20 protein-coding genes are annotated in these 25,355 nt (G+C 65.3%); 13 read left to right on the forward strand and 7 right to left on the reverse strand.

The window, feature by feature from the left end; translation table 11 throughout:
- The first annotated feature begins 892 nt into the window (after positions 1-892).
- From M2D63_RS03105 to M2D63_RS03120, 4 genes are all read left to right on the forward strand, one after another.
- Positions 893-2,248, forward strand: a complete 1,356-nt coding sequence (locus tag M2D63_RS03105; RefSeq protein ID WP_285861326.1) for a pitrilysin family protein — start codon at positions 893-895, stop codon at positions 2,246-2,248.
- A complete protein-coding gene (locus M2D63_RS03110; protein ID WP_285861327.1) occupies positions 2,241-3,740 on the forward strand; it encodes a pitrilysin family protein in 1,500 nt (499 codons plus the stop codon). Before M2D63_RS03105 ends, M2D63_RS03110 begins: the two co-directional genes overlap by 8 nt.
- Positions 3,740-4,333, forward strand: a complete 594-nt coding sequence (gene rsmD, locus M2D63_RS03115) for a 16S rRNA (guanine(966)-N(2))-methyltransferase RsmD (protein WP_285861328.1) — start codon at positions 3,740-3,742, stop codon at positions 4,331-4,333. Before M2D63_RS03110 ends, rsmD begins: the two co-directional genes overlap by 1 nt.
- 74 nt (positions 4,334-4,407) lie before the next feature.
- Positions 4,408-5,403 (forward strand): hydrolase, encoded by a 996-nt coding sequence (locus M2D63_RS03120; RefSeq protein ID WP_285861329.1) that lies wholly within the window; start codon positions 4,408-4,410, stop codon positions 5,401-5,403.
- A gap of 69 nt (positions 5,404-5,472) precedes the next feature.
- Here M2D63_RS03120 and M2D63_RS03125 read toward each other — a convergent pair whose 3' ends face one another.
- A complete protein-coding gene (locus tag M2D63_RS03125) occupies positions 5,473-6,327 on the reverse strand; it encodes a sulfurtransferase (protein WP_285861330.1) in 855 nt (284 codons plus the stop codon).
- A 39-nt stretch (positions 6,328-6,366) separates the two neighbouring features.
- Complete coding sequence (locus M2D63_RS03130) at positions 6,367-7,032, reverse strand: TetR/AcrR family transcriptional regulator (protein WP_285861331.1); 666 nt, start codon at positions 7,030-7,032, stop codon at positions 6,367-6,369.
- 144 nt (positions 7,033-7,176) lie between these two features.
- On the opposite strand from M2D63_RS03130, the gene M2D63_RS03135 reads away from it, so the two are divergent.
- The 6 genes from M2D63_RS03135 (at position 7,177) to ggt (ending at position 13,433) form a co-directional block, all read left to right on the forward strand.
- Complete coding sequence (locus tag M2D63_RS03135; protein WP_285861332.1) at positions 7,177-8,610, forward strand: coniferyl aldehyde dehydrogenase; 1,434 nt, start codon at positions 7,177-7,179, stop codon at positions 8,608-8,610.
- 23 nt (positions 8,611-8,633) lie between these two features.
- Positions 8,634-9,167: a twin-arginine translocation pathway signal protein gene (locus tag M2D63_RS03140; RefSeq protein ID WP_285861333.1), complete on the forward strand. Its 534-nt coding sequence runs from the start codon at positions 8,634-8,636 to the stop codon at positions 9,165-9,167.
- 27 nt (positions 9,168-9,194) lie between these two features.
- Complete coding sequence (locus M2D63_RS03145; protein WP_285861334.1) at positions 9,195-10,793, forward strand: GMC family oxidoreductase; 1,599 nt, start codon at positions 9,195-9,197, stop codon at positions 10,791-10,793.
- Positions 10,794-10,905: 112 nt separating this feature from the next.
- Positions 10,906-11,385 carry a pantetheine-phosphate adenylyltransferase gene (gene coaD, locus M2D63_RS03150; RefSeq protein WP_285861335.1) on the forward strand — a complete coding sequence of 160 codons (480 nt, stop codon included), beginning with the start codon at positions 10,906-10,908 and terminating at the stop codon, positions 11,383-11,385.
- 108 nt (positions 11,386-11,493) lie between these two features.
- Positions 11,494-11,745: a YfhL family 4Fe-4S dicluster ferredoxin gene (locus M2D63_RS03155; RefSeq protein ID WP_285861336.1), complete on the forward strand. Its 252-nt coding sequence runs from the start codon at positions 11,494-11,496 to the stop codon at positions 11,743-11,745.
- Positions 11,745-13,433 (forward strand): gamma-glutamyltransferase, encoded by a 1,689-nt coding sequence (ggt, locus tag M2D63_RS03160; RefSeq protein ID WP_285861337.1) that lies wholly within the window; start codon positions 11,745-11,747, stop codon positions 13,431-13,433. Before M2D63_RS03155 ends, ggt begins: the two co-directional genes overlap by 1 nt.
- Before the next feature lie 6 nt (positions 13,434-13,439).
- Here the strand turns inward: ggt and mutM are convergent, their stop codons facing one another.
- Together mutM and M2D63_RS03170 are read right to left on the reverse strand one after the other, a co-directional pair.
- On the reverse strand, positions 13,440-14,252 hold the full coding sequence (mutM, locus tag M2D63_RS03165) for a bifunctional DNA-formamidopyrimidine glycosylase/DNA-(apurinic or apyrimidinic site) lyase (protein ID WP_285861338.1): 813 nt from the start codon (positions 14,250-14,252) through the stop codon (positions 13,440-13,442).
- A gap of 3 nt (positions 14,253-14,255) precedes the next feature.
- A complete protein-coding gene (locus M2D63_RS03170) occupies positions 14,256-15,068 on the reverse strand; it encodes an HDOD domain-containing protein (RefSeq protein ID WP_285861490.1) in 813 nt (270 codons plus the stop codon).
- A gap of 203 nt (positions 15,069-15,271) precedes the next feature.
- On the opposite strand from M2D63_RS03170, the gene M2D63_RS03175 reads away from it, so the two are divergent.
- Both M2D63_RS03175 and ilvD read left to right on the forward strand, forming a co-directional pair.
- Positions 15,272-16,468: a class I SAM-dependent rRNA methyltransferase gene (locus tag M2D63_RS03175; protein ID WP_285861339.1), complete on the forward strand. Its 1,197-nt coding sequence runs from the start codon at positions 15,272-15,274 to the stop codon at positions 16,466-16,468.
- Positions 16,469-16,802: 334 nt separating this feature from the next.
- On the forward strand, positions 16,803-18,644 hold the full coding sequence (gene ilvD / locus M2D63_RS03180) for a dihydroxy-acid dehydratase (protein ID WP_285861340.1): 1,842 nt from the start codon (positions 16,803-16,805) through the stop codon (positions 18,642-18,644).
- Between the two features lie 134 nt (positions 18,645-18,778).
- Here ilvD and M2D63_RS03185 read toward each other — a convergent pair whose 3' ends face one another.
- Genes M2D63_RS03185 through M2D63_RS03195 form a run of 3 tightly spaced genes read right to left on the reverse strand, consistent with a single transcriptional unit; the run spans position 18,779 to position 23,972 of the window.
- On the reverse strand, positions 18,779-21,817 hold the full coding sequence (locus tag M2D63_RS03185; protein ID WP_285861341.1) for an efflux RND transporter permease subunit: 3,039 nt from the start codon (positions 21,815-21,817) through the stop codon (positions 18,779-18,781).
- The gene (locus M2D63_RS03190; protein WP_285861342.1) at positions 21,814-22,884 is read right to left on the reverse strand and encodes an efflux RND transporter periplasmic adaptor subunit; all 1,071 of its coding nucleotides are present in this window, start codon (positions 22,882-22,884) and stop codon (positions 21,814-21,816) included. Before M2D63_RS03190 ends, M2D63_RS03185 begins: the two co-directional genes overlap by 4 nt.
- Positions 22,881-23,972, reverse strand: a complete 1,092-nt coding sequence (locus M2D63_RS03195; protein WP_285861343.1) for an efflux RND transporter periplasmic adaptor subunit — start codon at positions 23,970-23,972, stop codon at positions 22,881-22,883. The genes M2D63_RS03190 and M2D63_RS03195 overlap by 4 nt, the downstream gene beginning before the upstream one ends.
- 148 nt (positions 23,973-24,120) lie before the next feature.
- On the opposite strand from M2D63_RS03195, the gene M2D63_RS03200 reads away from it, so the two are divergent.
- Positions 24,121-25,317 (forward strand): AAA family ATPase, encoded by a 1,197-nt coding sequence (locus M2D63_RS03200; RefSeq protein ID WP_285861491.1) that lies wholly within the window; start codon positions 24,121-24,123, stop codon positions 25,315-25,317.
- Positions 25,318-25,355 lie beyond the last annotated feature (38 nt).

Below are 25,355 nucleotides of genomic sequence, written 5' to 3' on the forward strand. Positions count from 1 at the left end.
ACTGGAGCTACTGGAGCTACTGGAGCTACTGGAGCTACTGGAGCTACTGGAGCTACTGGAGCTACTGGAGCTACTGGAGCTACTGGCACAGGTTCGGGGGTGACGACCGGAGCCACAACCGGTTCAGGTTGGGCGACTACCGGCGCAGGCACGACCGGCGGCTGGACGACGGGCGCCACAACCGGCTCGGGCTGGACAACAACCGGCGCAGGCACGACTGCAGGCTGGACGACAGGCGCCACGACCGGCTCGGGCTGGGCGACAGTCGGAGCAGGAACGACCGCAGGCTGGACAACAGGCGCCGGGCGCTCGGGGATTGGCGGCGGGGTGTGCGGTTCAAGGTCCGCCACCAGGGCGACCGGCTCTTCAGGCACAGGCAGGACCAGGCCGACGGACGGTACCGGCGGTGGTTCGACCGGGGCTACCGGTGGCGCGACATGGACAGGCTCTGGTGCTGCTGCAAGCACGGACGCGCCATCCACCGGAGCAACAGCGACCGGGGTTTCGCCAGCGGGTGCAGGCGGCTGCTGCGGCTCGACCGGTGCAGGGGCCTGCGGCTGCTCGGCAGCCGGTTGCTGGGGCTTTCTGCGCAGCCAGCTGAACAGGCCTTTCTTTTCACCAGCCTCGGCCGGCGTCTTTTTGTCGTCGTTGGAACCAAACATGGAAGACGGCTATCTCAGGGTAGCGATGCGCCACTGCGGCGCCTCGAGAATTCTTTTCACGCAGAACAGACTACTTTTAATCCGGCTCGTTCATGCGCAGCATTTTGTCATGAGGCCTGCGGGTCAGATCCACCACAGGCATGGTCGTCAGGCAACCGGATCAGTATCCTAGCACCTCCTAGCCCGCCGACGCTAAGGCAACGCGGGCAGCCCTACAGGTTAAACAACGTATGAATGCTCTAGCCCGCCGCGCCGCTGGCCTGTTGCTCAGCACAGTTTGTCTGCCGTTCGCCGCCTTTGCCGCCGATCAGCAACCCACCCACGAGTTCATTCTCGACAACGGCCTGAAAGTGGTCGTGCGCGAGGACCACCGGGCGCCGGTGGTGGTCTCGCAGATCTGGTACAAGGTCGGCTCCACCTACGAGTCCCCGGGCCAGACCGGCCTGTCCCACGCCCTGGAGCACATGATGTTCAAGGGCAGCGAAAAGCTCGGCCCCGGCGAAGCCTCGCGCATCCTGCGTGACCTGGGCGCCGAAGAGAACGCCTTCACCAGCGACGACTACACCGCCTATTACCAGGTCCTGGCCCGCGACCGTCTGCCGGTCGCCCTGGAGCTCGAGGCCGACCGCATGGCCAGCCTGCGCCTGCCGGCCGACGAATTCAGCCGCGAGATCGAGGTGATCAAGGAAGAGCGCCGCCTGCGCACCGACGATCAACCCAACGCCAAGGCGTTCGAGCTGTTCAGCGCCATGGCCTTCCCGGCCAGCAGCTACCGCACCCCGACCATCGGCTGGATGGCCGACCTCAATCGCATGAAGGTCGAAGAGCTGCGCCACTGGTACGAATCCTGGTACGCGCCCAACAACGCCACCCTGGTGGTGGTCGGCGACGTCACCCCCGACGAGGTCAAGGGCCTGGCCCAGCGCTTCTTCGGCGCCATTCCCAAGCGCGCCATCCCGCCGGCCAAGCTGCCGCTGGAGCTGGCGACCCCGGGCCTGCGGGAAACCACCCTGCACGTACGCACCCAGTTGCCGAGCCTGATCTACGGTTTCAACACCCCGGGCCTGGCCACCGCCAAGGACCCGCGCACCGTGCATGCCCTGCGCCTGATCGCGGCCCTGCTCGACGGCGGCTACAGTGCCCGCCTGCCGAGCCGCCTGGAGCGCGGCCAGGAGCTGGTCTCCGGGGCCTCGTCCAACTACAACCCGTTCACCCGCGGCGACAGCCTGTTCATCATCTCCGCCACGCCGAACCAGCAAAAGCACAAGACCCTGGCCGAAGTCGAAAGCGGTATCTGGAAACTGCTCGACGAACTCAAGACCACCCCGCCATCGGCTGAAGAGCTCGAGCGGGTGCGGGCCCAGGTGATCGCCGGGCTGGTCTATGACCGCGACTCCATCAGCAGCCAGGCCACCGCCATTGGCATGCTGGAAACCGTCGGCCTGTCGTGGAAGCTGATCGACAGCGAGCTGGAGGAGCTGAAAAGCGTCACCCCGGCAGATATCCAGAATGCCGCGCGCACCTATTTCACCCGTGAACGCCTGAGCGTTGCCCACGTACTGCCCGAGGAGAACGCTCATGAGTGAACGCAGCGCACCCCGCTATACCCTGATCGGCCTGGGCATCCTGGCGCTGGTCGCCGGGCTGGCCTTCGTCCTGCCCAAGCCTGCCCAGTCGGACGACGCCGCCAAACCAGCCGCCAGCACTGCCGCAAAACCGGCCAACACCCTGCAAACGCTGGCCGAACTGGATGGCAAGGCGCCGAGCCGCCGGCAACTGAATATCCAGACCTGGAACACCGCCGAGGGCGCCCGGGTGCTGTTCGTCGAAGCCCGCGAGCTGCCGATGTTCGACCTGCGCCTGACCTTTGCCGCCGGCAGCAGCCAGGATGGTGACGCGCCGGGCCTGGCGACCCTGACCAACGCCATGCTCAACGAAGGCGTGGCCGGCAAGGACGTCACCGCCATCGCCGAGGGCTTCGAAGGCCTGGGCGCCGACTTCGGCAACGGTGCCTACCGCGACATGGCCGTAGCCACCCTGCGCAGCCTGAGCGCGGTCGACAAGCGCGAACCGGCGCTGAAGCTGTTCGCCGAAGTGGTCGGCAAGCCGACCTTCCCGCAGGACGCCCTGGAGCGCATCAAGAACCAGCTGCTGGCCGGTTTCGAGTACCAGAAGCAGAATCCGGGCAAGCTGGCCAGCATCGCCCTGTTCGAACAGCTGTATGGCAAACACCCCTACGCCCACCCAAGCGACGGCAATGCCAAGAGCATCCCGCCGATCAGCCTGGAACAGTTGCGCGCCTTCCATGCCAAGGCCTACGCCGCCGGCAACGCGGTCATCGCCCTGGTCGGCGACCTCAGCCGCAGCGAGGCCGAGGCCATTGCCGCCCAGGTCTCGGCAGCGCTGCCCAAGGGCCCGGCACTGGCCAAGGTGGCCCAGCCCGAGGCGCCCAAGCCTGGCAGCACGCACATCGACTTCCCGTCCAAGCAGACCCACCTGATGCTGGCGCAACTGGGCATCGACCGTAACGACCCGGACTACGCGGCCCTGTCGCTGGGCAACCAGATCCTCGGTGGCGGCACCTTCGGTACCCGCCTGATGAGCGAAGTGCGCGAAAAGCGCGGCCTGACCTACGGCGTGTACTCGGTGTTCAGCCCGATGCAGGTACGTGGTCCGTTCATGATCAACCTGCAGACCCGTGCCGAGCTCAGCGAAGGCACCCTCAAGCTGGTCCAGGACATCCTCGCCGACTACCTCAAGACCGGCCCGAGCCAGCAGGAGCTGGACGATGCCAAGCGTGAACTGGCCGGCAGCTTCCCGCTGTCCAACGCCAGCAATGCCAGCATCGTCGGCCAACTGGGCGCCATCGGTTTCTACAACCTGCCGCTGACCTGGCTGGAAGACTACATGCAACAATCCCAGGCCCTGACCACCGAACAGGTCAAGACCGCCCTGAACAAGCACCTGGCCGCGGACAAGATGGTGATCGTCACCGCCGGCCCCACCGTGGCCCAGCAACCGCTGCCACCGCCCACAGACAAGCCCGCCGAGCAGCCGCTTGGCGTACCGGAGCATTAATGGCCAGTCCATCTGCAAAATCGGCCCGGCCACACAACGGCCAGGGTCAGCTACGCATCATCGCCGGCGAATGGCGCAGCCGCCGCCTGAGCTTCCCTGACGCCCCCGGCTTGCGCCCGACGCCGGACCGGGTGCGCGAGACCCTGTTCAACTGGCTGGCCCCACACATCGAAGGCGCCAAGGTGCTCGACGCCTACACCGGCAGCGGCGCGCTGTACCTGGAGGCGCTGTCCCGCGGCGCCGCCGAGGCCGTGGCCCTGGACAGCAACCCGGCAGCCATCGCCAGCCTGCGGCAGAACCTGGAAACCCTGCGCTGCCCACGCGGCCAGGTGATCAACAGCGATGCCCAGCGCTACCTGCAGGGCGAGGCCAAGCTGGCCTTCGACCTGGTGTTCCTCGATCCGCCCTTCCACCAGGACCTGCTGCCCAGCACCTGCGCCCTGCTCGAAGAGCGCCAGTGGCTGGCGGCCAACGCCTGGATCTACACCGAGAGCGAAACCCCGCCCTCGACCCTGCAGCTGCCGGGCAACTGGCGCCTGCACCGGGAGAAGAAGGCCGGCCAGGTGTACTACGCACTCTGGCAGCGCGGCTGAAGCACAGCGCAAAGGCGCAACGGGCATTACACTTCAAGACAACCGTTGCGCTTTCATTTCAAGAGATACCTCCGATGTCCCCGCTCCCGCCCAGCCTTTTCAAACCTGCCCTGGGGCTGGGCAATCCGCACCTGCAAACGCTATGGGGACCGCTATGGCGCAAGCTGACCCACCTGGACCGCCAGCGTGAGCGCCTGTGGCTGGCCGATGGCGACTTCCTCGACCTCGACTGGCATGGCCCTTACGAAGCCGCCACCCCGCTGGTGCTGGTGCTCCATGGCCTGACCGGGTCGTCCAGCTCACCCTATGTCCTGGGCTTGCAGCAAGCGGTGGCAAGCCGCGGCTGGGCCAGCGTGGCGCTGAACTGGCGTGGCTGCTCGGGCGAGCCGAACCTGCTGGCGCGCAGCTACCACTCCGGCGCCAGTGAAGACCTGGCCGAAGCCATCGCTCATCTGCGCGCCAGCCGTCCGCAGGCGCCGCTGTATGCCGTGGGTTACTCGCTGGGGGGCAACGTGCTGCTCAAGCACCTGGGGGAAGTCGGCTCGGCAAGCCAGTTGCAGGCTGCGGTGGCGGTGTCGGTGCCCTTTCGCCTGGACCAGTGCGCCGACCGCATCGGCCTTGGTTTTTCACGGGTCTACCAGGCGCACTTCATGCGCGAAATGCTGACGTACGTGAAGGACAAGCAACGGCATTTCCTGCATCACGGGCAGCATGAGGGGCTGGCGGCGCTGGAGCGGCTCGGGCCGCTGGAGAACCTGCGTACCTTCTGGGACTTCGACGGCCGGGTGACCGCGCCGCTCAATGGCTTCGCCGACGCCAAGGATTACTACCGCCGGGCATCGAGCCGCTATTTTCTCGGTGAGAACCGCACGCCGACACTGATCATCCACTCCAGCGATGATCCCTTCGTGTTCAGCCACAGTCTGCCGGCGGCCAGCGAACTGGCCGTGGACACCACCTTTGAACTGCATACCCGCGGTGGCCATGTCGGCTTTGTCGATGGCAGCCTGCACAACCCCGGCTATTACCTGGAGCGGCGCATTCCGCAGTGGTTGGCGGGGTATCTGTAGGAGCGAGCTTGCCTCGCGATGCAATAGGCCTGCTGCCACGCAATCGCGGGGCAAGCCCGCTCCCACACGTCAGTCGCCGGTGGCCACCTGGCGCTGCGGGTTGGTGATCCACTCGCTCCACGAACCCGCATACAGCGTGCCCAGGGGATAACCTGCCAGCGACAGGGCGAAGAGGTTGTGGCAGGCCGTCACCCCGGAGCCACAGTAAGCGACCAGTTGTTCAGGCGGGCGCTTGCCCAGTTGCCCGGCGAACCGCTGCTTGAGCTGGTCGGCCGGCAGAAACCGCCCGTCGGCCCCCAGGTTGTCGGTAAAGGCCGCGCACTGCGCGCCCGGGATATGCCCGGCCACCGGGTCGATCGGCTCCACTTCACCGCGAAATCGCGGCAAGCCGCGTGCGTCGATCAGGGTCAGCTCCGGTTGGCCCAGGCGTTTGGCCAATTGCTCGGCGCCGATCACCAGTTTCATGTCCGGCTCGCCGCTGAACGAGCCTTCGCGCTTGAGCGGTGGGTCCAGGCTCAGCGGCAGCCCGGCCGCGTGCCAGGCTTTCAGGCCACCATCGAGAATGGCGACGCCGCTGCGCTTGCCCAGCCAGGCCAGCAACCACCAGGCACGGGCGGCAAAGGCACCCGGGCCATCGTCGTACAGCACCACTTCGCTGTCATTGTCGATGCCCCAGCTGCGCAGCTTTTCCACCAGTCGCTGCGGGTCCGGCAGCGGATGGCGCCCGGTCACACCCTTGGTGATCGGGCCACTGAGGTCACGCTCAAGGTCGGCAAAGTGCGCACCGGCGATATGCCCCCCGGCATAGCTGCGCTGGCCATAATCCAGATCTTCCAGGGCAAAACGACAATCGAGAATCACCAGCGCCGGCGCCTCCAGGCGCTCGGCCAGTTGCTGGGCGGTGATCAGTTGCGCGACGGGCATGACAGTCTCCTGAACGGTTGAACGGGTCGGGCCTGGGCGTTATTGCTCCAGCGCCTGGTTGAGCGAAACGTAGAATTCCTGGCACAAGGCATCCACCGCCGGGCGGGCCTTGGGCGTGACAAAGCCGAGCTCCAGCACCAGTACCTGGTAGATACCCCGCTTGATGGCATCCTCACTCAGGTGCGCCGAATTTTCCCGGGTGGTGCACAGAAAACGCACCCAGGAGGTCAGCACGATCCAGGCATTGAGGGTCAGCGACTCGATCTGCACGGCGTCCATCTGCACGATGTCCGCTTCGACGAAGCCTCTATAGATGGCCTGGCCCTGGATCAGGCAGCGCTGGGAAAAACGCCGGTAGCGGGCGGCCAGTTCCTTGTCGCTGTCGAGCAGGTGCTCGAGGTCGCGGTGCAGGAAACGGTAGTTCCACATCGCCGCCAGCAGCTCCTTGAGGTAGAAGCGCTTGTCTTCGACGGTCGACAGCCGCCCCTGGGGCGGGCGCAGGAAGCTTTCCACCAGCTCTTCGTACTGGGTGAAGAGCACGGCGATGATTTCCTGCTTGTTGGCGAAGTGGTAGTACAGGTTGCCCGGGGAAATCTCCATGTGGGCGGCGATGTGGTTGGTACTGACACTGCGCTCGCCCTGCTGGTTGAACAGCTCCAGGCTGTTCTGCACGATGCGCTCGCGGGTCTTGATACGCGGGGCCATGATCGGTTCCGGATGTCGAGCTTGAATGAATAGGTCCATCTTACGGTTATCGGAAAGCGGATGGACCTGCCCGTCGTCAAAAAAGGGTCGCACAAGGACAAGATTAGAGTATAAGCTCTAGAAAAACCCGCCGTGGAGTTTCGCATGTCCGCCGATGCTGCTCGTCTTTTGCCTCCCACCGCCCTTGATGACCTTGCCGGGCAGTTCAGCGCCCAGCGCCAGGCCTTTGCCGGCAATCCAATGCCGCCCGCGGCGCAGCGCCTGCAATGGCTCAAAAACCTGCGCCAGCTGCTGGTCAGTCGCCAGGACGACCTGATCAAAGCCATCAGCGAAGACTTCAGCGGCCGCAGCGCCGACGAAACCCGCCTGGCCGAACTGATGCCCAGCGTGCAGGGCCTGCAGCATGCCGAGCGGCACCTGAAGCAGTGGATGAAAGCCTCAAAGCGCAAGGTCGGCCTGGCCTTCCAGCCGGCCAGCGCCAAGGTGCTGTACCAGCCCCTGGGGGTGGTCGGGATCATCGTGCCGTGGAACTACCCGCTGTTCCTCGCCATTGGCCCGTTGACCGGCGCCCTGGCCGCCGGCAACCGGGTCATGCTCAAGCTCAGCGAGGCGACGCCGGCCACCAGCCTGCTGCTCAAGCAACTGCTGGCCTCGGTGTTCCCCGAAGACCTGGTCAGCGTGGCCCTCGGCGAGGCTGACGTCGGTGAGGCCTTCTCGCGCCTGCCGTTCGACCACCTGCTGTTCACCGGCGCCACCAGCGTCGGCCGGCATGTGATGCAGGCAGCGGCGCAGAACCTGACACCCGTGACCCTGGAGCTGGGCGGCAAATCCCCCGCCATTGTCTCGGCCAGCGTACCCCTGGCCGACGCCGCCGAACGCATCGCCTTCGGCAAGACCCTCAATGCCGGGCAGACCTGTGTGGCGCCCGACTATGTACTGGTGCCCCGCGAGCGCCTGGACGACTTCGCCGACGCCTACCAGAGCGCCGTGCATCGCTTCTACCCGACCCTTTCGGACAACCCGGACTACAGCGCGATCATCAATCCGCGCCACCTGGCGCGCCTGGAAGGCTACCTGGCCGATGCCCGCGACAAGGGCGCCAGGATCATCGACCTGTACCCCCGGGAAGCGCGCCAGGGCCGCCGCCTGCCGCCGCACCTGCTGCTGCAGGTCAACGACCAGATGCGCGTGATGCAAGACGAAATCTTCGGTCCGCTGTTGCCACTGGTGCCCTACGACCACCTCGACGAGGCGTTTGCCTATATCAACCAGCGCCCACGGCCCCTGGCGCTCTACTACTTCGGCTACGACCGCGCCGAGCAGCACAAGGTGCTGGAGCAGACCCACTCCGGCGGCGTCTGCCTCAACGACACTTTGCTGCATGTGGCCCAGGACGACCTGCCCTTCGGCGGCGTCGGTCCTTCAGGGATGGGCCATTACCACGGCCACGAGGGCTTCCTGACCTTCAGCAAGGCCAAGGCAGTGTTCGCCAAGCAGCGCTTCAACGCCGCCCGGATGATCTACCCGCCCTACGGCAAGTCGCTGCTCAAGCTGGTGTACAAACTCTTCATTCGCTAGCCCCACAACCAGGCACTCCAACAATGACCACAAGCCTGCCCGCAACACCCGCCCTGAGCCGCCGCGGGCTGCTCAAGTTCAGCCTTGGCGCCAGCGCCTTCCTGGCCACCGCCGGACTGGGTGCGAGCCTCAGCGGCTGCTCGGCGCAGTCACCCGCCAGGGGGTTCATGACCCTGCGCGAGGGCGATCTGCCGATCCTCCAGGCGCTGATACCGGTGATCCTCGCCGGCACCGCCGCCGCCGAAAACCGAGAAGCACTGCTGCAGCGCCTGGACTACAAGCTCGCCAGCCTGTCGCCCGCCATGCTCAAGCTGACCCGGCAGCTGTTCGATGTGCTGGCCCTGGCGGTAACCCGCGGCCCCTTGACCGGTATCTGGGGCAACTGGGAGGGCGCCAGCAGCGAGCAGGTCCAGGCCTTTCTGCGGCGCTGGGAGCACAGCTCGCTGAACCTGCTGCGCATGGGCCATGCCTCCTTGCTGCAACTGCTGCAGATGGCCTGGTACGAGATGCCCGAATCCTGGGCCCAGTGCGGCTACCCCGGCCCACCCAAAGTCTGACCCCGACATAAATACAAGAGGCTGAAGATGCCCGTACCCGACCCGTTTCGCGAAGGCCTAGCCCGCGGCTGGAAAGCCCGCGACGCCTCACGCCTGGACCAGGACCTGACCCTGGAAACCGATATCGCCATCATCGGCAGCGGCGCCGGCGGCGCCACAACGGCAGAACTGCTCAGCGCCGCCGGCTTCAAGGTGCTGCTGATCGAAGAAGGTCCGCTCAAGACCAGCAGCGATTTCCACCTGCTGGAAGATGAGGCCTACGCCAGCCTGTACCAGGAAGGCATCGGCCGCATGAGCAAGGATGGCGCCATCACCATCCTCCAGGGCCGCGCGGTGGGCGGCACCACCCTGATCAACTGGACCTCGAGTTTTCGCACCCCCGAGCCGACCCTGCAGCACTGGGCCAGCGAGCACGGGGTCAAGGGCCTGGGCAGCGCCGACCTGGCGCCCTGGTTCGAGCGCATGGAACAGCGCCTGGGCATCGCCCCCTGGATCATGCCGCCCAACGCCAACAATGAAGCACTCAAGCGCGGCTGCGAGGCCCTCGACTACAGCTGGAAGGTGATTCCTCGCAACGTGCGCGGCTGCTGGAACCTGGGCTACTGCGGCATGGGCTGCGCGGTCAATGCCAAGCAGTCGATGCTGGTGACCACCATTCCCGCCACCCTGGAAAAAGGCGGCGAACTGCTCTATCTGGCCCGTGCCGAGCGGCTGGTCCATGACGGCGAACGCATCAGCAGCCTGCAGTGCCAGGCCATGGACGAGCGCTGCGTGAACCCCACCGGGCGCACCATCCAGGTCAAGGCACGGCATTACGTGCTCGCCGGCGGCGGCATCAACAGCCCCGCCCTGCTGCTGCGCTCCGACGCACCCGACCCTCACGAACGCCTGGGCAAACGGACCTTCCTGCACCTGGTGAACTTCAGCGCCGGGCTGTTCAAGGACAAGGTCAACCCGTTCTACGGCGCCCCGCAGTCGATCTACTCCGACCACTTCCAGTGGCGCGACGGCGTCACCGGCCCGATCGGCTACAAACTCGAAGTACCGCCCCTGCAACCGGCGCTGGCCGCTACCCTGCTCGGTGGTTTCGGTAGCGACAACGCCCTGCGCATGGAGCAACTGCCCCATACCCATGTGATTCTCGCCCTGCTGCGCGACGGCTTTCACCCGGACAGCACCGGCGGCCAGGTGCAACTGCGTGGCGACGGCTCGCCGGTGCTCGACTACCCGGTTTCGACCTATGTCTGGCAGGGCGTACGCCGCGCCTTCCACAGCATGGCCGAAATCCAGTTCGCCGCCGGCGCCGAAGCGGTACTGCCGCTGCACAGCGACGGTCGCTACGTGAAAACCCTGGCCGAGGCCAGGCAGATGATCGACGGCCTGAGCCTGGAACTGTTCCGCACCCGCCTGGGCAGCGCCCATGTCATGGGTGGCTGCGCCATGGGCGAAGACCCGCGCCAGGCGGTCTGCGACAGCCTGGGACGCCACCATCAACTGGAAAACCTGTCGATCCACGACGGCTCATTGTTTCCCACCAGCATCGGTGCCAACCCGCAGTTATCGGTGTACGGCCTTGCCGCAAGGCTCAGCGATGGCCTGATCGAACGGCTGGTTTCCAGTAGATGACAACAATTGGGCACACTGTCTATAGTGCCTTCAGCATGCGCGGGCGACTTGGCCGACCGCCACTGCTGCGATACCATCCGACTCCCCAACGCACTCCTGCCAGGACGACGCGATGAACCGAGTGTTGTACCCAGGTACTTTCGACCCTATTACCAAGGGCCATGGCGATCTGGTCGAGCGTGCCTCGCGGCTGTTCGACCAGGTGATCATTGCGGTTGCCGCCAGCCCGAAGAAAAACCCGCTGTTCCCGCTGGAACAACGGGTGGAACTGGCTCGTGAGGTCACCAAGCACCTGCCCAATGTCGAGGTCATCGGCTTTTCCTCGTTGCTGGCGCACTTCGCCAAGGAACAGCAGGCCAATGTATTCCTGCGCGGCCTGCGGGCGGTTTCCGATTTCGAGTACGAATTCCAGCTGGCGAACATGAACCGTCAGCTCGCACCCGACGTCGAAAGCCTGTTCCTGACCCCTTCGGAACGCTATTCGTTCATTTCCTCGACCCTGGTCCGGGAAATCGCGGCACTGGGTGGCGACATCACCAAGTTCGTCCATCCGGTGGTGGCCGACGCCCTGACCGAGCGCTTCAAGAAGTGACATCGACGATTTGACGACCGCGCCCGCGTGCACTGCGGGCGCTAATGCGGCACAATTATGCCCATCGGTTTTCAAATGCCAGGGTCAAGTCCCCTGGCCGGAGTCCCCATGTCCCTGATCATCACCGACGATTGCATCAACTGCGACGTCTGCGAACCCGAGTGCCCGAACGCCGCTATTTCCCAGGGCGAAGAGATCTACGTGATCGACCCGAACCTGTGCACCCAGTGCGTCGGCCACTATGACGAGCCGCAATGCCAGCAGGTCTGCCCGGTCGACTGCATCCCCCTGGATGAAGCGCACCCCGAGACTCACGACGAGTTGATGGAAAAATACCGCCGTATCACCGGCAAGGCCTGATGCGGCGGGTCGCCCGCCTGACCTCGCTGCTGCTTGGCGCGCTGCTCGCGTCAGCGGCGGCTTGTGCCCAGGCACAAGGGCCGGGCCAGGCGGCGATCGCCAGCCCCCACGCCCAGGCCACCGCTGCGGCCCGCGAAATCCTCGAACAAGGCGGCAACGCCTTCGACGCCGCCATTGCTGTCAGCGCCGCGCTGGCGGTGGTCGAGCCCTATGGTTCGGGCCTGGGCGGCGGCGGTTTCTTCCTGCTGCGTGAAGCGGGCGATTCGCCGCGCTATGCCTTCCTCGACGCCCGCGAGCGGGCGCCAGGCAAGGCCAGCGAAGCCATGTACCTCAAGGACGGCAAGGTCCAGCCGGGCCTGTCGATCAACGGCCCGCTGGCCGCAGCGATCCCCGGGCTGCCGGCCGCACTGGCGGACCTTGCCGCGCAGTACGGCAAGCTGCCGCTGAAAAACACCCTGGCCCCGGCCATTCGCCTGGCCAACCAGGGGTTTGCCGTCGACCGCATCTACCGCGACCGGGCACAGATGCGCCTGAGCGCCCTGCGCGACGATGCGGAAAGCGCCCGCCTGTTCCTGCGCAACAACGAGGTGCCGGCCCTGGGTGCCACGATTCGCCAGCCGGAGCTGGCCGTCACCCTCGAACGCCTGGCCAGCCAGGGCCGTGATGGCTTTTATAGCGGCCCGACCGCCCAGGCCATGGTCAATGGCGTCCAGGCCGCAGGCGGCCTCTGGAGCCTGGACGACCTCGCCAACTACCGCACCGCCAAGCGCGAGCCGCTGCGTTATCAACTGGCCGACCAGCGCGAACTGATCAGCGCCCCGCCGCCCTCAGCCGGCGGCGTGGCCCTGGCCCAGAGCCTGGCCATGCTCCAGCGCCTGCCCTGGCAGAGCGCCGAGCCAGTGCAGCGCAGCCACTACGTGCTGGAAGTCCTGCGCCGGGCCTACCGCGACCGTGGCCTGCTGGGCGACCCGGACTACGTCGCCAACCCGCTGGCACAGTTGCTGTCGCGCCCGTACCTGAACAGCCTGACCGCCAGCATCGATGTGCACCAGGCCACCCCGAGCAGCAGCCTACCGCCCGCCCCGGCCTGGCGCGAAGGCGACCACACCACCCACTTTGCCGTGATCGATGCCCAGGGCAATGCCGTGGCCGCGACGCTGTCGGTCAACCTGCCGTTCGGCGCTGCCTTCAGCGCGCCGGGTACGGGTGTGGTGCTGAACAACGAAATGGACGACTTCGCCGCCGATCCCCGTGGCAGCAACAGCTACGGCCTGGCCGGCAGCCAGGCCAATGCCGTGGCCGCCGGCAAGCGCCCGCTGTCGAGCATGAGCCCGAGCTTTATCGAGAGCCCCACCCAGTTCGCCGCCTTCGGCACCCCGGGCGGCAGCCGCATCCCGAGCATGGTGCTGCTGTCGATGATGGGATTCCTGGAAGGCAAGCCGGTGGCCAACTGGCCCGCCGTGCCGCGCTATCACCACCAGTACCTGCCGGACGTGGTCGAGCATGAACCCGGCGCCTTCACCCCGACACAACAACGGGCATTGCAGGCGCGTGGCTACCAGCTCAAAGACCTGGGTCGGAGCTACGGCAACCAGCAGGTGCTGTACTGGAACAAGTCGGCCAACACCCTGGAAGCCGCCAGCGACCCGCGCGGTGTCGGCGAGTCCGCCGTGCTCAGTCCGCGCTGAGCCCCTTCACTTCTGGCAGCGCGGGCAGTAGACGCTGGCGCGCTGGCCCAGCTTGACCTCGCGCAGGATGCTGCCGCAAACCTTGCAGGGTTCTTCTCCCCGCCCGTACACGAACAGTTCTTGCTGGAAGTAGCCCGGCTGCCCATCGCCGCCGATGAAGTCGCGCAAGGTGGTGCCGCCGCGCTCGATGGCGCAGGCCAGGATACGTTTGATCTCGATCGCCAGCTTCAGGTAGCGCGCCCGGGAAATGCCCCCGGCTTCGCGGCGCGGGTCGATGCCGGCGGCGAACAGCGCTTCGGTCGCATAGATGTTGCCGACCCCGACCACCACCGCGTTGTCCATGATGAACGGCTTGACCGCCATGGACTTGCCCCGCGACAGCTGGAACAGGCGCTCGCCGTCGAACAGGTCGGTCAGCGGCTCCGGGCCGAGCTTGATCAGCAGCTCATGGTTGAGCGGGTCCAGGCTCCAGAGCATCGCGCCGAAACGGCGCGGGTCGGTGTAGCGCAGGGCCAGGCCCGACTCCAGCTCGATATCCACATGCTCGTGCTTGGCCGCCGGCAAGCCGATCTCGATCAGGCGCAGGTTGCCGGACATCCCCAGGTGGCTGATCAGGGTGCCGACCTCGGCGTTGAGCAGCAGGTACTTGGCCCGCCGCTCGACCGAGACGAAACGCTGGCCGGACAGGCGGATGTCCAGGTCTTCAGGGATAGGCCAGCGCAGGCGCCGGTCACGGACGATCACCCGGCTGACCCGCTGGCCTTCCAGGTAAGGCGCAATACCGCGCCGGGTGGTTTCGACTTCGGGGAGTTCCGGCATGGATCAGTGACCGCCCAGCTCGCGAATGGTCTGTTTGAGGTTCTCGAAGTCGTACTCGGAAAGCCCGACATAGTCGAGCACCAGGTGCCCGACGGTATTCCATTCGTGGTCCACGCCCTGGTTGCCCAGCACCCGGTAGGAGGCGCAGATGTGCTCGGCCATCTTCAGGATCGCCAGCAGGTTCTTCAACTGGCTGTTGCGCGCCGAGTCATCGCTGAACACCGCCAGGGCGTTGTGGTGGTTGGCGATGGCACTGCTCAGGTGCTCGGGCAGGCGCCAGGACTTGGCGGTGTAGTAGCCGACCACCGCGTGGTTGGTGTTGAACACCTGGTTCTCGGTGTCCACCACCCGCTGGTTGGCACCGGCACTGGCGTAGGCATCCTCGAGCACGCTCATGTAGTCGGGAAAGCGCTTGAGCATCAAGGGCACGCCGCAATCGTGGAACAGCCCCAGGGCGTAGGCTTCATCCACCGCCTGGGAGCCGATGCGCTTGGCCAGGGTCAGGCAGGTCATGGCCACGTCCTGGGCGGTATCCCAGAAACGGTTGAGGGTGACGATGGTGTCGTCGCTCATCTCGCCCTTGATCGACTGGGCGTTGATCAGGTTGATGATCGAACGGCTGCCGAGCAGGTTCACCGCGCGCTGGATCGAGGCAATCTTGTTGCTCAGCCCGTAATAGGGCGAATTGACCAGCTTGAGCAAGGCGCCGGACAGCCCCGGGTCCTGGGAAATCAGCTTGGCGATCACCTCCAGGTCAGGGTCGGGCATGTATTGCTCGAACTGCAGATCAACCATGATCTGCGGCTGCGGCGGCACACTGATGCCTTGCAAGGCTTGCTGGATCTGTTCGGCGGAGAGTTCCTGGGACATAAGTACACACTCGGGACTGAGGGGCGATTCTAACCTCTTGAGCGGTTTGGGATCCAACCACCGAGGGCGGAACCGGCTATTTGTCGTCGACCGAGCCGGGCGCCCGGTCGACGCGCTATAATCCCGCTCTTTTTTCCCGGAGCGACGTCATGTCCCTGCCCAGCCTTCGTCTCAAAGCCAATGCCGACCGCCGCCTGCGCGCCGGCCACCTGTGGGTCTACAGCAACGAAATCGACGTCGCCGCGACCCCGCTGCATGGCTTCAAGGCCGGCAACCAGGCGGTACTGGAGACCGCAGGCGGCAAGGCCCTGGGCATCGTCGCCATGAGCCCGAACAACCTGATCTGCGCCCGCCTGCTGTCGCGCGACAGCAAGCTGGCCCTGGACAAGTCGCTGCTGGTGCACCGCCTGAACGTCGCCCTGTCGCTGCGCGAGCGCCTGTTCGACAAGCCGTTCTACCGCCTGGTGTACGGCGACTCCGACCTGCTGCCAGGCCTGGTAGTCGACCGTTTCGGCGACATCCTGGTGGTCCAGCTGGCCTCGGCGACCATGGAAGCGCACAAGGACGAGGTGATTGCCGCCCTGGTCCAGGTGCTCAAGCCGACCGGTATCCTGTTCAAGAACGACTCGGCCGCCCGCGATGCCGAAGGCCTGGGTCGCTACGTCGAAACCGTATTCGGCCTGGTGCCGGAGTGGGTCGCCCTGGAAGAGAACGGCGTGAAGTTCGAAGCGCCGGTGATGGAAGGCCAGAAGACCGGCTGGTTCTACGACCACCGCATGAACCGCGCGCGCCTGGCCCCCTACGTCAAGGGCAAGCGTGTCCTCGACCTGTTCAGCTACATCGGCGGTTGGGGCGTGCAGGCCGGCGCCTTCGGTGCCAGCGAAGTGTTCTGCGTCGACGCCTCGGGCTTTGCCCTGGACGGCGTCGAGCGTAACGCCGGGCTCAACGGCATTGCCGAGAAGGTCACCTGCATCGAAGGCGACGTGTTCGAAGCCCTGCGCGAGCTCAAGGCCGCCGAAGAGCGTTTCGACGTGATCGTGGCCGACCCGCCCGCCTTCATCAAGCGCAAGAAAGACCTGAAGAACGGCGAAGGCGCCTACCGCCGCCTGAACGAACAGGCCATGCGCCTGCTGAGCAAGGACGGCATCCTGGTCAGCGCCTCGTGCTCGATGCACCTGCCCGAAGACGACCTGCAGAACATCCTGCTGACCAGCGCCCGTCACCTGGACCGCAATATCCAGCTGCTCGAACGCGGCGGCCAGGGCCCGGATCACCCGGTGCACCCGGCGATCCCGGAGACGCGCTACATCAAGAGCATCACCTGCCGCCTGCTGCCCAACAGCTGATCGACCGCTTTAAACACTCCCGGTGGGAGCGGGCTTGCCCCGCGATTGCGATTTGCCTGACGTAACGCAATCGCGGGTCAAGTCGAGTCGTCGCACCGCCGCTCCTACTCACCAGCCAATTATCCACAACGCCATTCCCTCAAAGCTCCAGCGGTGTAGAATCGGGCTATTCATCGCCAGTCATCCCCGGCGGGTTTATGAGCTCTGGCCGAGCGCACGGCGATCCCGCGGCGTCCTCGGCTTCATCCGTACCAGCGGCCACCTGCCTTCGGTGCAAAGGACAAGAGAAGCTCACGTCCCTTTTTGTTACCTGATTAGCCGCCAGGAGTGCTTCATGCCTGATTACCGCTCTAAAACGTCCACCCACGGCCGCAACATGGCCGGCGCTCGAGCCCTGTGGCGCGCCACCGGGATGAAGGACGACGACTTCAAGAAACCGATCATCGCCATCGCCAACTCCTTCACCCAGTTCGTCCCGGGGCATGTGCACCTGAAGGACCTGGGCCAGCTGGTCGCCCGCGAGATCGAACGCGCCGGTGGCGTGGCCAAGGAATTCAACACCATCGCGGTCGACGACGGCATCGCCATGGGCCATGACGGCATGCTCTATTCGCTGCCGAGCCGCGAGATCATCGCCGACTCGGTCGAGTACATGGTCAACGCCCACTGCGCCGACGCCATTGTCTGCATCTCCAACTGCGACAAGATCACCCCCGGCATGCTGATGGCCGCCCTGCGCCTGAACATCCCGGTGATCTTCGTCTCCGGCGGCCCGATGGAAGCCGGCAAGACCAAGCTGGCCAACCACGGCCTGGACCTGGTCGACGCCATGGTCATCGCCGCCGACTCCAGCGCCTCCGACGAGAAAGTCGCCGAGTACGAGCGCAGCGCCTGCCCGACCTGCGGTTCCTGCTCCGGCATGTTCACCGCCAACTCGATGAACTGCCTGACCGAAGCCCTGGGCCTGGCCCTGCCGGGCAACGGTTCGACCCTGGCTACCCACAGCGATCGCGAGCAGTTGTTCCTCACCGCCGGCCGCACCATCGTCGAGCTGTGCAAGCGCTACTACGGCGAGAACGACCAGTCGGTACTGCCGCGCAACATCGCCAGCTTCCAGGCGTTCGAGAACGCCATGACCCTGGACATCGCCATGGGCGGCTCGACCAACACCATCCTGCACCTGCTGGCCGCGGCCCAGGAAGCCGAGGTGGACTTCGACCTGCGCGACATCGATCGCCTGTCGCGCAAAGTGCCGCAGCTGTGCAAGGTGGCGCCGAACATCCAGAAGTACCACATGGAAGACGTGCACCGCGCCGGTGGCATCATCAGCATCCTCGGTGAGCTGGCCCGTGGCGGCCTGCTGCACACCAGCCTGCCGACCGTGCACAGCCGCAGCCTGGAAGAAGCCATCGCCAAGTGGGACATCACCCAGACCGACGACGAAGCCGTGCACACCTTCTTCAAGGCAGGCCCGGCCGGCATCCCGACCCAGACCGCGTTCAGCCAGTCGACCCGTTGGGACACCCTGGACGCCGACCGTGAAAACGGCTGCATCCGCAGTGTCGAACACGCCTACTCGCAAGAAGGCGGCCTGGCCGTGCTCTACGGCAACATCGCCCTGGACGGCTGCGTGGTGAAAACCGCCGGCGTCGACGAGTCGATCCATGTGTTCGAAGGCAACGCCAAGATCTTCGAAAGCCAGGACAGCGCGGTGCGCGGCATCCTCGCCGACGAAGTGAAGGAAGGTGACATCGTCATCATCCGCTACGAAGGTCCGAAAGGCGGCCCGGGCATGCAAGAGATGCTCTACCCGACCTCCTACCTGAAGTCCAAGGGCCTGGGCAAAGCCTGCGCCCTGCTCACCGACGGTCGCTTCTCCGGCGGCACCTCGGGTCTGTCTATCGGCCACGCTTCGCCGGAAGCCGCCGCCGGTGGCGCCATCGGCCTGGTGCAGGACGGCGACAAGGTGCTGATCGACATCCCCAACCGTTCGATCAACCTCTTGGTCAGCGACGAAGAGCTGGCGGCACGCCGTGTGGAACAGGACAAGAAAGGCTGGAAGCCGGTCGAAGCCCGCCCACGCAAGGTGACCACCGCGCTCAAGGCCTATGCCTTGCTGGCGACCAGTGCCGACAAGGGTGCTGTGCGTAACAAGGCGCTGCTCGACGGGCTCTGAGTCGACGCGGCAAATGAAAAACCGGCGCCTGGTGCGCCGGTTTTTTTATGGTGTTGAAAAGCATCGCGGGGCAAGCCCGCTCCCACAGGGCCTGCATGATCCCTGTAGGAGCGGGCTTGCCCAGCGATGGCTCATCAAGCCTCCCTGATCTTGTACCAGGCCACATACAGCGCCGGCAGGAACAACAGGGTCAGCAAGGTGGCGATGATGATGCCGCCGATCATGGCGTAGGCCATCGGCCCCCAGAACACTTCCCGGGCGATCGGGATCATCCCCAGGCTCGCCGCCGCCGCGGTCAGCAGGATCGGCCGGCGGCGATGGTTGGTGGCTTCCAGCACCGCCGCCCAAGGCGACAACCCTTGCTCCTCGTACTCGTGGATCTGGGTCACCAGGATCACCGAGTTGCGGATGATGATGCCGATCAGCGCCAGGATCCCGAGGATTGCCACGAAGCCCATGGGCGTCCCTGTCGGCACCAGGGCCAGGACCACGCCGATCAGACCCAGTGGTGCCACGCTGGCCACCAGGAACAGCTTCTGCACACTGTGCAGCTGGATCATCAGGAAGGTGCCCATCAGGAACAGCATCAGCGGTATGACCTTGGCGATCGGGCCCTGGGCCTTGCCGCTGGCTTCCACGGTACCGCCGGTTTCGACGGTGTAACCCACCGGCAGCTTGCTGATGAAGTCGTTGATTTGCGGTTCGAGCTCATGGACCAGATCGGTCGGCTGGATGTCACCCCGCACGGCGGCCTTGATGGTGATGGTCGGCTTGCGGTCACGACGCCAGACCAGCGGCTGCTCCAGCTCATAGCGCACGGTGGCGAAGGCCAGCAGCGGGATCGAAGTGCCGTTGGGCGTGACGATCTGCAGGTTCTGCAGGGTCTGCGGCGAGCTGCGCTCACTGTCTTCGGCGCGGGCGACCACATTGATCAGGTAGATGTAGTCGTTCACCTGGGTGATCTGCGTGCCGCTGACGATGCTGTTCATCACGTTGGCCACGTCCTCGGACGACAGGCCAAGCTGACGTGCCTTGTCCTGGGCGATCTCGACCCGCAACACTTTGCCCGGCTCGTTCCAGTCGTAGATCATCTGGCCGACGTGGTCATTGCTGTCGAGCAGGGCCGCCAGGGCGATGGCATGTTTGCGCACCTGGTCGATATCCGGGCCCATCATCCGGTACTGGATCGGCAGCCCCACCGGCGGACCCATTTCCAGCGACTGCACGTTGGTGCCGATACCGACGAAGTCTTCGCGCAAACGCTGTTTCAAGCGTTTGATCAGTCCTTCACGCTCCTTGAACCCCTTGCTGACGATCACCAGCTGGGCGTAGTACGGGTTCTGCAACTGCTGGTCCAGTGGCAGGTAGAAGCGGATCGCGCCCTGGCCGATGTAGCTGCTCCAGCGCACGATGTCCGGATCGCCCTTGAGCGTGGCCTCCAGCCGGTCCACCGCCTTGCGGGTTTCCTCGATCGAAGCGTTCTGCGGCAGGTTGAGATCGACGAGGATCTCGGGACGGTCCGAAGAAGGGAAGAACTGGTTCTGCACAAAGCGCATGCAGAACAACGCCAGCACGAACAGCAAAATGGTGCCGATGATGGTCAGCCAGCGGTGGCGTATGCACCACAACAAGCTGTGCTCGAACACCTTGCCGACGGGGCCGGCTTCTTCACTGTGCGGTTTGACCTTGGTACTGAGGATGTGCACGCCCAGCACCGGCGCAAACATCACCGCCACCACCCAGGACACCAGCAAGGCGGCGGCGATCACTGCAAACAGGGTGTAGGTGTATTCCCCCGCCGAGCTGGCATTCAGGCCGATCGGCATGAAGCCGGCCACGGTCACCAGGGTGCCGGTGAGCATCGGGAAGGCGGTCGAGGTGTAGGCGAAGGTCGCCGCCTGTTCCTTGGTCTCGCCCATTTCCAGGCGCGTCACCATCACCTCCACGGTGATCATCGCATCGTCCACCAACAGCCCCAGGGCAATGATCAAGGCGCCCAGGGAGATCCGCTGCATGGTGATGCCGCTGTACTCCATGAAGATGAACACCACGGCCAGCACCAGCGGAATCGAACAGGCCACCACCAGCCCGGCGCGAATCCCCAGGCTGACGAAACTCACCGCCAACACGATGATCACGGCTTCGAACAAGGCGCTGGTGAAGCCACCGACGGCCTCTTCCACCACCACCGCCTGGTCGGAGACGGTATGCACGCCGACGCCCACCGGCAGCTCGCTGATCACCCGGTCCATCATCTTGTGCAGGTCGGCACCGAACACCTGGATGTTGCCACCGGCCTTCATGCCGATGCCCAGGCCGATGGCGGGCTGGCCGTTGTAGCGGAACTGCGGCGAGGGTGGATCGACATAGCCGCGTTCGATATCGGCAATATCCGCCAGGCGGAAGAAGCGGTCGTTGATGCGCAGGTTGACCGTCTCCAGGTCTTTCTCCGAGGCGAACTGGCCCGTCGTGCGCACCGACACACGCTCGGGCCCGGCTTCGATCACCCCGGCCGGGGTGACCGCGTTCTGGCTTTGCAGGGCCTGCAACACCTGTCGCTGATCGATGCCGAACGAGGCCAGCTTGCGGGTGGAGAAGTTCAGGTACAGCACTTCGTCCTGGGTGCCGATCATCTCGACCTTGCCCAGGCCCGGCACTTCGCGGATCTCGGCACGCACCTGCTCGACGTAGTCGCGCAACTGGCGCATGGTCAGGCCGTCGGCGGTGAAGGCGTAGATCGAGCCGTAGACGTCACCGAATTCGTCGTTGAACCCCGGGCCCTGGATGCCCTGGGGAAACTGGCCGCGAATGTCCGCGATCTTCTTGCGCACCTGGTACCAGATCTCGGGAATGTCCTTGGCTGGCGTGGTGTCCAGCAAGTTGACGTAGACCGTCGACTCTCCGGGCCGGGTGTAGCTCTTCACATAGTCGAGCGAGTCCAGCTCCTCGAGCTTCTTCTCGATGCGGTCGGTGATCTGGTTGAGGGTTTCATCCTGGGTCGCGCCCGGCCAGCGGGTCTGGATGACCATGGTCTTGATGGTGAACGACGGGTCTTCCTCACGCCCCAGGTTCATGTAGGAGAACACGCCCATCAGCAAGCCGACGAACATCAGGTACCAGACGAAGGATTGGTGCTTCAGCGCCCACTCCGACAGGTTGAAGCTTCCTTTCATCGTGGGACTTCCTCATTGACGATAACCTTCTGGCCCGGTTTCAGGCTGTTCACACCGGCTGTTACCACGCGCTCCCCGGCCTGGACGCCAGCGCTCAACACCACACTGGAGGCTGTGCGCTCGAGCAGCGTCACCTCGCGGATGGCCACCGTGTTCTGTTTTGGATCGACCACCCACACCCGGGGCTGGCCATCCCCTTCGATCAAGGCTGAAGCCGGCAGCTCGCTGCGCGGCGACACCGCCGAGGTCAGCGTGACGCTGATGGCGGTCCCCAGGTAAAAGGATTCGGGGGTATTGGCCAGCGTCAGACGCGCACGGCGGGTTCGCGTGGCAGCGTCGGCCTGGGGCTCAAGCTCGCGCAAGGTGGCGGTGGTGTTGATACTTGGATCGAGTTGCGACGCCACCTCGAACTTCAAATCGGCGGACAACTGTTCGGCAAGGTACGTGGGTAGATCGATCACCGCCTCCTTGATATCCGGGCGGGCCAGGGTGACCACCGGCTGGCCGGCATTGATGGTCTGCCCCGCTTCGGCCTGCCAGTTGGTGACTACGGCCGCGTGGTCGGTGCGCAGTTCGCTGTAGCCGAGCTGGTCGCGCGCCTGGCTGACGGCGGCCCGGGCCTGCTCCAGGGCAGCGCCGGTGGTTTTCAGGTTGGTCGTCGCTTCATCCAGTTGCGCCTGGGCGCCGACGCCGCGATCGAACAACTGTTGCTGGCGACGGGCATCGGCCTGGGCATTGATAAATTGCGCCTGGACCTTGGCCAGGTCGCCCTGGGCCGCGCGCAGCTGGTTGCGCTGGTCGGCCGGATCGAGACTGGCCAATACATCGCCCGCCTTCACCTCGCTACCGACATCGACCCAGCGCCGGGCAATGCGCCCGCCCACGCGAAAACCCAGGGTGCTCTCGTACCGTGCCTGGATAGTGCCGGCGAACCGCCCGAGATCGGCTTGTACCTGCGGCTGGACGATCACCGTCAGTACCGGGCGGATAGGCTCCGACTCTTCAGGCTTTTTTTCACAACCCATCAGCAACAGGGCGCTGCACAGACCAAGGGTGACGGCTCTCATTGGGCTACCCCGCTGTCCTTGAGCGGCGCGATTTCCACCCGCATGCCCGGGGTGAGCAACTGCCCGCCCGCCACCACCACGGTTTCCCCGCCCTTGAGGCCGTCAGCAATGACGACTTTGCCGGTGAGGTAGCGACTGACCTGGACCGGTTGCAAGCTGACCTTGTTGCCCTCGCCCACCACCCACACGGCCGGCTCATGCAGGGCCTTGGTCAACGCTGACCAGGGCAACTCGATACTCGGCTTACCCTGGGCATGACCAGTGGCACTGACGGCCGACCCCAGCTCCATGCCCGGCGGCACGTCACGCAAGGCCACTTTGACTTGCACCGTGCCGCTCTGGGCCGAGACGGTCGGGGTGATTTCACGCACATGGCCCTGGGCCTGGATTTTCGGGTTATCCACCAGGCTGACGATGATGGTCTCACTGCTGGGCGGCGCGACCAGCAGGGATTCATAGACATTGAACACCGCATCACGCTCGCCATCATGGGCCAGGGTGAAGATCGGCGCGGTGGCCTGCACCACCTGCCCGACTTCAGCCTGGCGCTCGGTGATGACCCCGGCGGCGTCCGCCACCAATGCGGTGTAGGCGAGCTGATCGCGGGCATTGGCCAGTTGTGCCTGGGCGGCCTTCAAGGCGCTCTGGCTACTGCGCAGCGCGGCCTGGGCCGAGTCGTACTCGCTCTGGCTGGTATAACCCTTGGGCAACAGTTTCTGCTGACGGACAAAGGCGACACTGCTCTCGGTCACCCGGGCCTGCTCGGCGAACACCTCGGCCTTGGCCGAATCGACACTGGCCTGCAGGTCCTTGGGGTCAAGCCGGGCCAGGACCTGGTTGGCTTTCACGTGATCGCCGACGTCGACGCTGCGGGAAATGATCTTGCCACCCACGCGAAACGACTGATCCGCCTGCACCCGCGCCTGGACATCGCCAGTGAGGGTCACGGACGCCGCAAAGTCACTGGGCTGGACCTTTTGCACACCCACCCTGCGAAGCTCGAGTTCAGCGGTGTTTTTCTCGCCACAACCGGTTAGCACGAATGCCGAACCCAGGCTGACGACCAATAGAGTACGCAACACCGTCATGCAGGCTCCTTGCATGTGCCAGATCGATACAGAGATGCGAGTGTTAGCGTAGATCAGGGTTTGTGCCGGCGCTTGCGACAAACGCAATTCATTTGCGCCCGGTCAATCGGCGATACTGATGCACCACCGCCCACGCAAGGACGCCGTGATGCTGACCACCCTGGCCGTCGCCAACTACCGCTCGATCAACCACCTGGTGCTGCCGCTGGGCCGCCTCAACGTCATCACCGGGCCCAATGGCAGCGGCAAGTCCAACCTGTACAAGGCCCTGCGCCTGCTGGCTGAAACCGCCCAGGGTGGCGTGATCAACGCACTGGCCGGCGAAGGTGGACTGGAGTCGACCTTCTGGGCCGGGCCGGAACGCATCAGCCGGCGCATGAGCCGTGGCGAGGTCGCCGTCGAGGGCGGCCCGCGCCAGGAGGCCAAGCGCCTGCGCCTGGGCTTTGCCGACGAGGACTTCGGTTATGCCATCGGCCTGGGGCTGCCTGCGTCCAGCGGCCACTTCATGCTCCCGGGCAAGCCCGCGCCCATTGCCTCACGGTTCACCCTCGACCCGCAGATCAAGCGCGAGTGCATCTGGGCAGGCCCTGTCTACCGCCCGGCCAGCCTGCTGGTGGATCGCCAGGGTGGCATGGTCCGCGCCCGCGAAGGCCGGCAGTGGGACGTCCTGGCCCAGCACACGCCGGATTTCGACAGCCTCTACGACCAGGTCGGCAACCTGCGCTCATCGCCGGAGGTGCTGCACCTGCGCGAGCGCATCCGCGGCTGGCGCTTCTACGATCACTTTCGCACCGACCGCGAGGCACCGGCACGGCGGCCCCAACTGGGCACGCGCACACCGGTGCTGCACCACGACGGCCGCGACCTTGCCGCTGCCCTGCAGACCATCATCGAGATCGGCGATGCCCAGGCCCTGTGGAACACCATCAGCGACGCCTTTCCCGGCTCGCACCTGACCATCGACGCCGTGCCCGGCGGCCTGTTCAACCTGCAATTCCATCAGGACGGCCTGCTGCGGCCGCTGTCGGCAGCAGAGTTGTCGGACGGTACCTTGCGTTACCTGCTGCTGGTCGCGGCACTGCTGAGCCCCAGGGCACCGACCATGATGGTGCTCAACGAACCGGAGACCAGCCTGCACCCGGACCTGCTGCCGGCACTGGCACGCCTGATCATCCGCGCGACGGAGCATTGCCAGGTGTGGGTGGTATCGCACGCACGACGGCTGGTGGCCGCGCTGGAACAGGATGCGACCTGCAATTCGATCGTGCTGGAGAAACAGCTGGGACAGACCCGGGTGGCGGGTCAGGGGATGCTGGACGAGCCGGCCTGGCATTGGCCGGAATGATCACGGGACAAGCCCGCTCCTACAGGTAGGAGCGGGCT

This window comes from Pseudomonas sp. BJa5 (assembly GCF_030272875.2).
In the GTDB taxonomy this organism is placed as follows: domain Bacteria; phylum Pseudomonadota; class Gammaproteobacteria; order Pseudomonadales; family Pseudomonadaceae; genus Aquipseudomonas.

What these genes read in the sequence shown, in the direction of transcription:
- M2D63_RS03105 (WP_285861326.1), top strand. Translation starts at nt 893, where the DNA reads ATGAATGCTCTAGCCCGCCGCGCCGCTGGCCTGTTGCTCAGCACAGTT.
- M2D63_RS03110 (WP_285861327.1), top strand. Translation starts at nt 2,241, where the DNA reads ATGAGTGAACGCAGCGCACCCCGCTATACCCTGATCGGCCTGGGCATC.
- rsmD (WP_285861328.1), top strand. Translation starts at nt 3,740, where the DNA reads ATGGCCAGTCCATCTGCAAAATCGGCCCGGCCACACAACGGCCAGGGT.
- M2D63_RS03120 (WP_285861329.1), top strand. Translation starts at nt 4,408, where the DNA reads ATGTCCCCGCTCCCGCCCAGCCTTTTCAAACCTGCCCTGGGGCTGGGC.
- M2D63_RS03125 (WP_285861330.1), bottom strand. Translation starts at nt 6,327, where the DNA reads ATGCCCGTCGCGCAACTGATCACCGCCCAGCAACTGGCCGAGCGCCTG.
- M2D63_RS03130 (WP_285861331.1), bottom strand. Translation starts at nt 7,032, where the DNA reads ATGGCCCCGCGTATCAAGACCCGCGAGCGCATCGTGCAGAACAGCCTG.
- M2D63_RS03135 (WP_285861332.1), top strand. Translation starts at nt 7,177, where the DNA reads ATGTCCGCCGATGCTGCTCGTCTTTTGCCTCCCACCGCCCTTGATGAC.
- M2D63_RS03140 (WP_285861333.1), top strand. Translation starts at nt 8,634, where the DNA reads ATGACCACAAGCCTGCCCGCAACACCCGCCCTGAGCCGCCGCGGGCTG.
- M2D63_RS03145 (WP_285861334.1), top strand. Translation starts at nt 9,195, where the DNA reads ATGCCCGTACCCGACCCGTTTCGCGAAGGCCTAGCCCGCGGCTGGAAA.
- coaD (WP_285861335.1), top strand. Translation starts at nt 10,906, where the DNA reads ATGAACCGAGTGTTGTACCCAGGTACTTTCGACCCTATTACCAAGGGC.
- M2D63_RS03155 (WP_285861336.1), top strand. Translation starts at nt 11,494, where the DNA reads ATGTCCCTGATCATCACCGACGATTGCATCAACTGCGACGTCTGCGAA.
- ggt (WP_285861337.1), top strand. Translation starts at nt 11,745, where the DNA reads ATGCGGCGGGTCGCCCGCCTGACCTCGCTGCTGCTTGGCGCGCTGCTC.
- mutM (WP_285861338.1), bottom strand. Translation starts at nt 14,252, where the DNA reads ATGCCGGAACTCCCCGAAGTCGAAACCACCCGGCGCGGTATTGCGCCT.
- M2D63_RS03175 (WP_285861339.1), top strand. Translation starts at nt 15,272, where the DNA reads ATGTCCCTGCCCAGCCTTCGTCTCAAAGCCAATGCCGACCGCCGCCTG.
- ilvD (WP_285861340.1), top strand. Translation starts at nt 16,803, where the DNA reads ATGCCTGATTACCGCTCTAAAACGTCCACCCACGGCCGCAACATGGCC.
- M2D63_RS03185 (WP_285861341.1), bottom strand. Translation starts at nt 21,817, where the DNA reads ATGAAAGGAAGCTTCAACCTGTCGGAGTGGGCGCTGAAGCACCAATCC.
- M2D63_RS03190 (WP_285861342.1), bottom strand. Translation starts at nt 22,884, where the DNA reads ATGAGAGCCGTCACCCTTGGTCTGTGCAGCGCCCTGTTGCTGATGGGT.
- M2D63_RS03195 (WP_285861343.1), bottom strand. Translation starts at nt 23,972, where the DNA reads ATGACGGTGTTGCGTACTCTATTGGTCGTCAGCCTGGGTTCGGCATTC.
- M2D63_RS03200 (WP_285861491.1), top strand. Translation starts at nt 24,121, where the DNA reads ATGCTGACCACCCTGGCCGTCGCCAACTACCGCTCGATCAACCACCTG.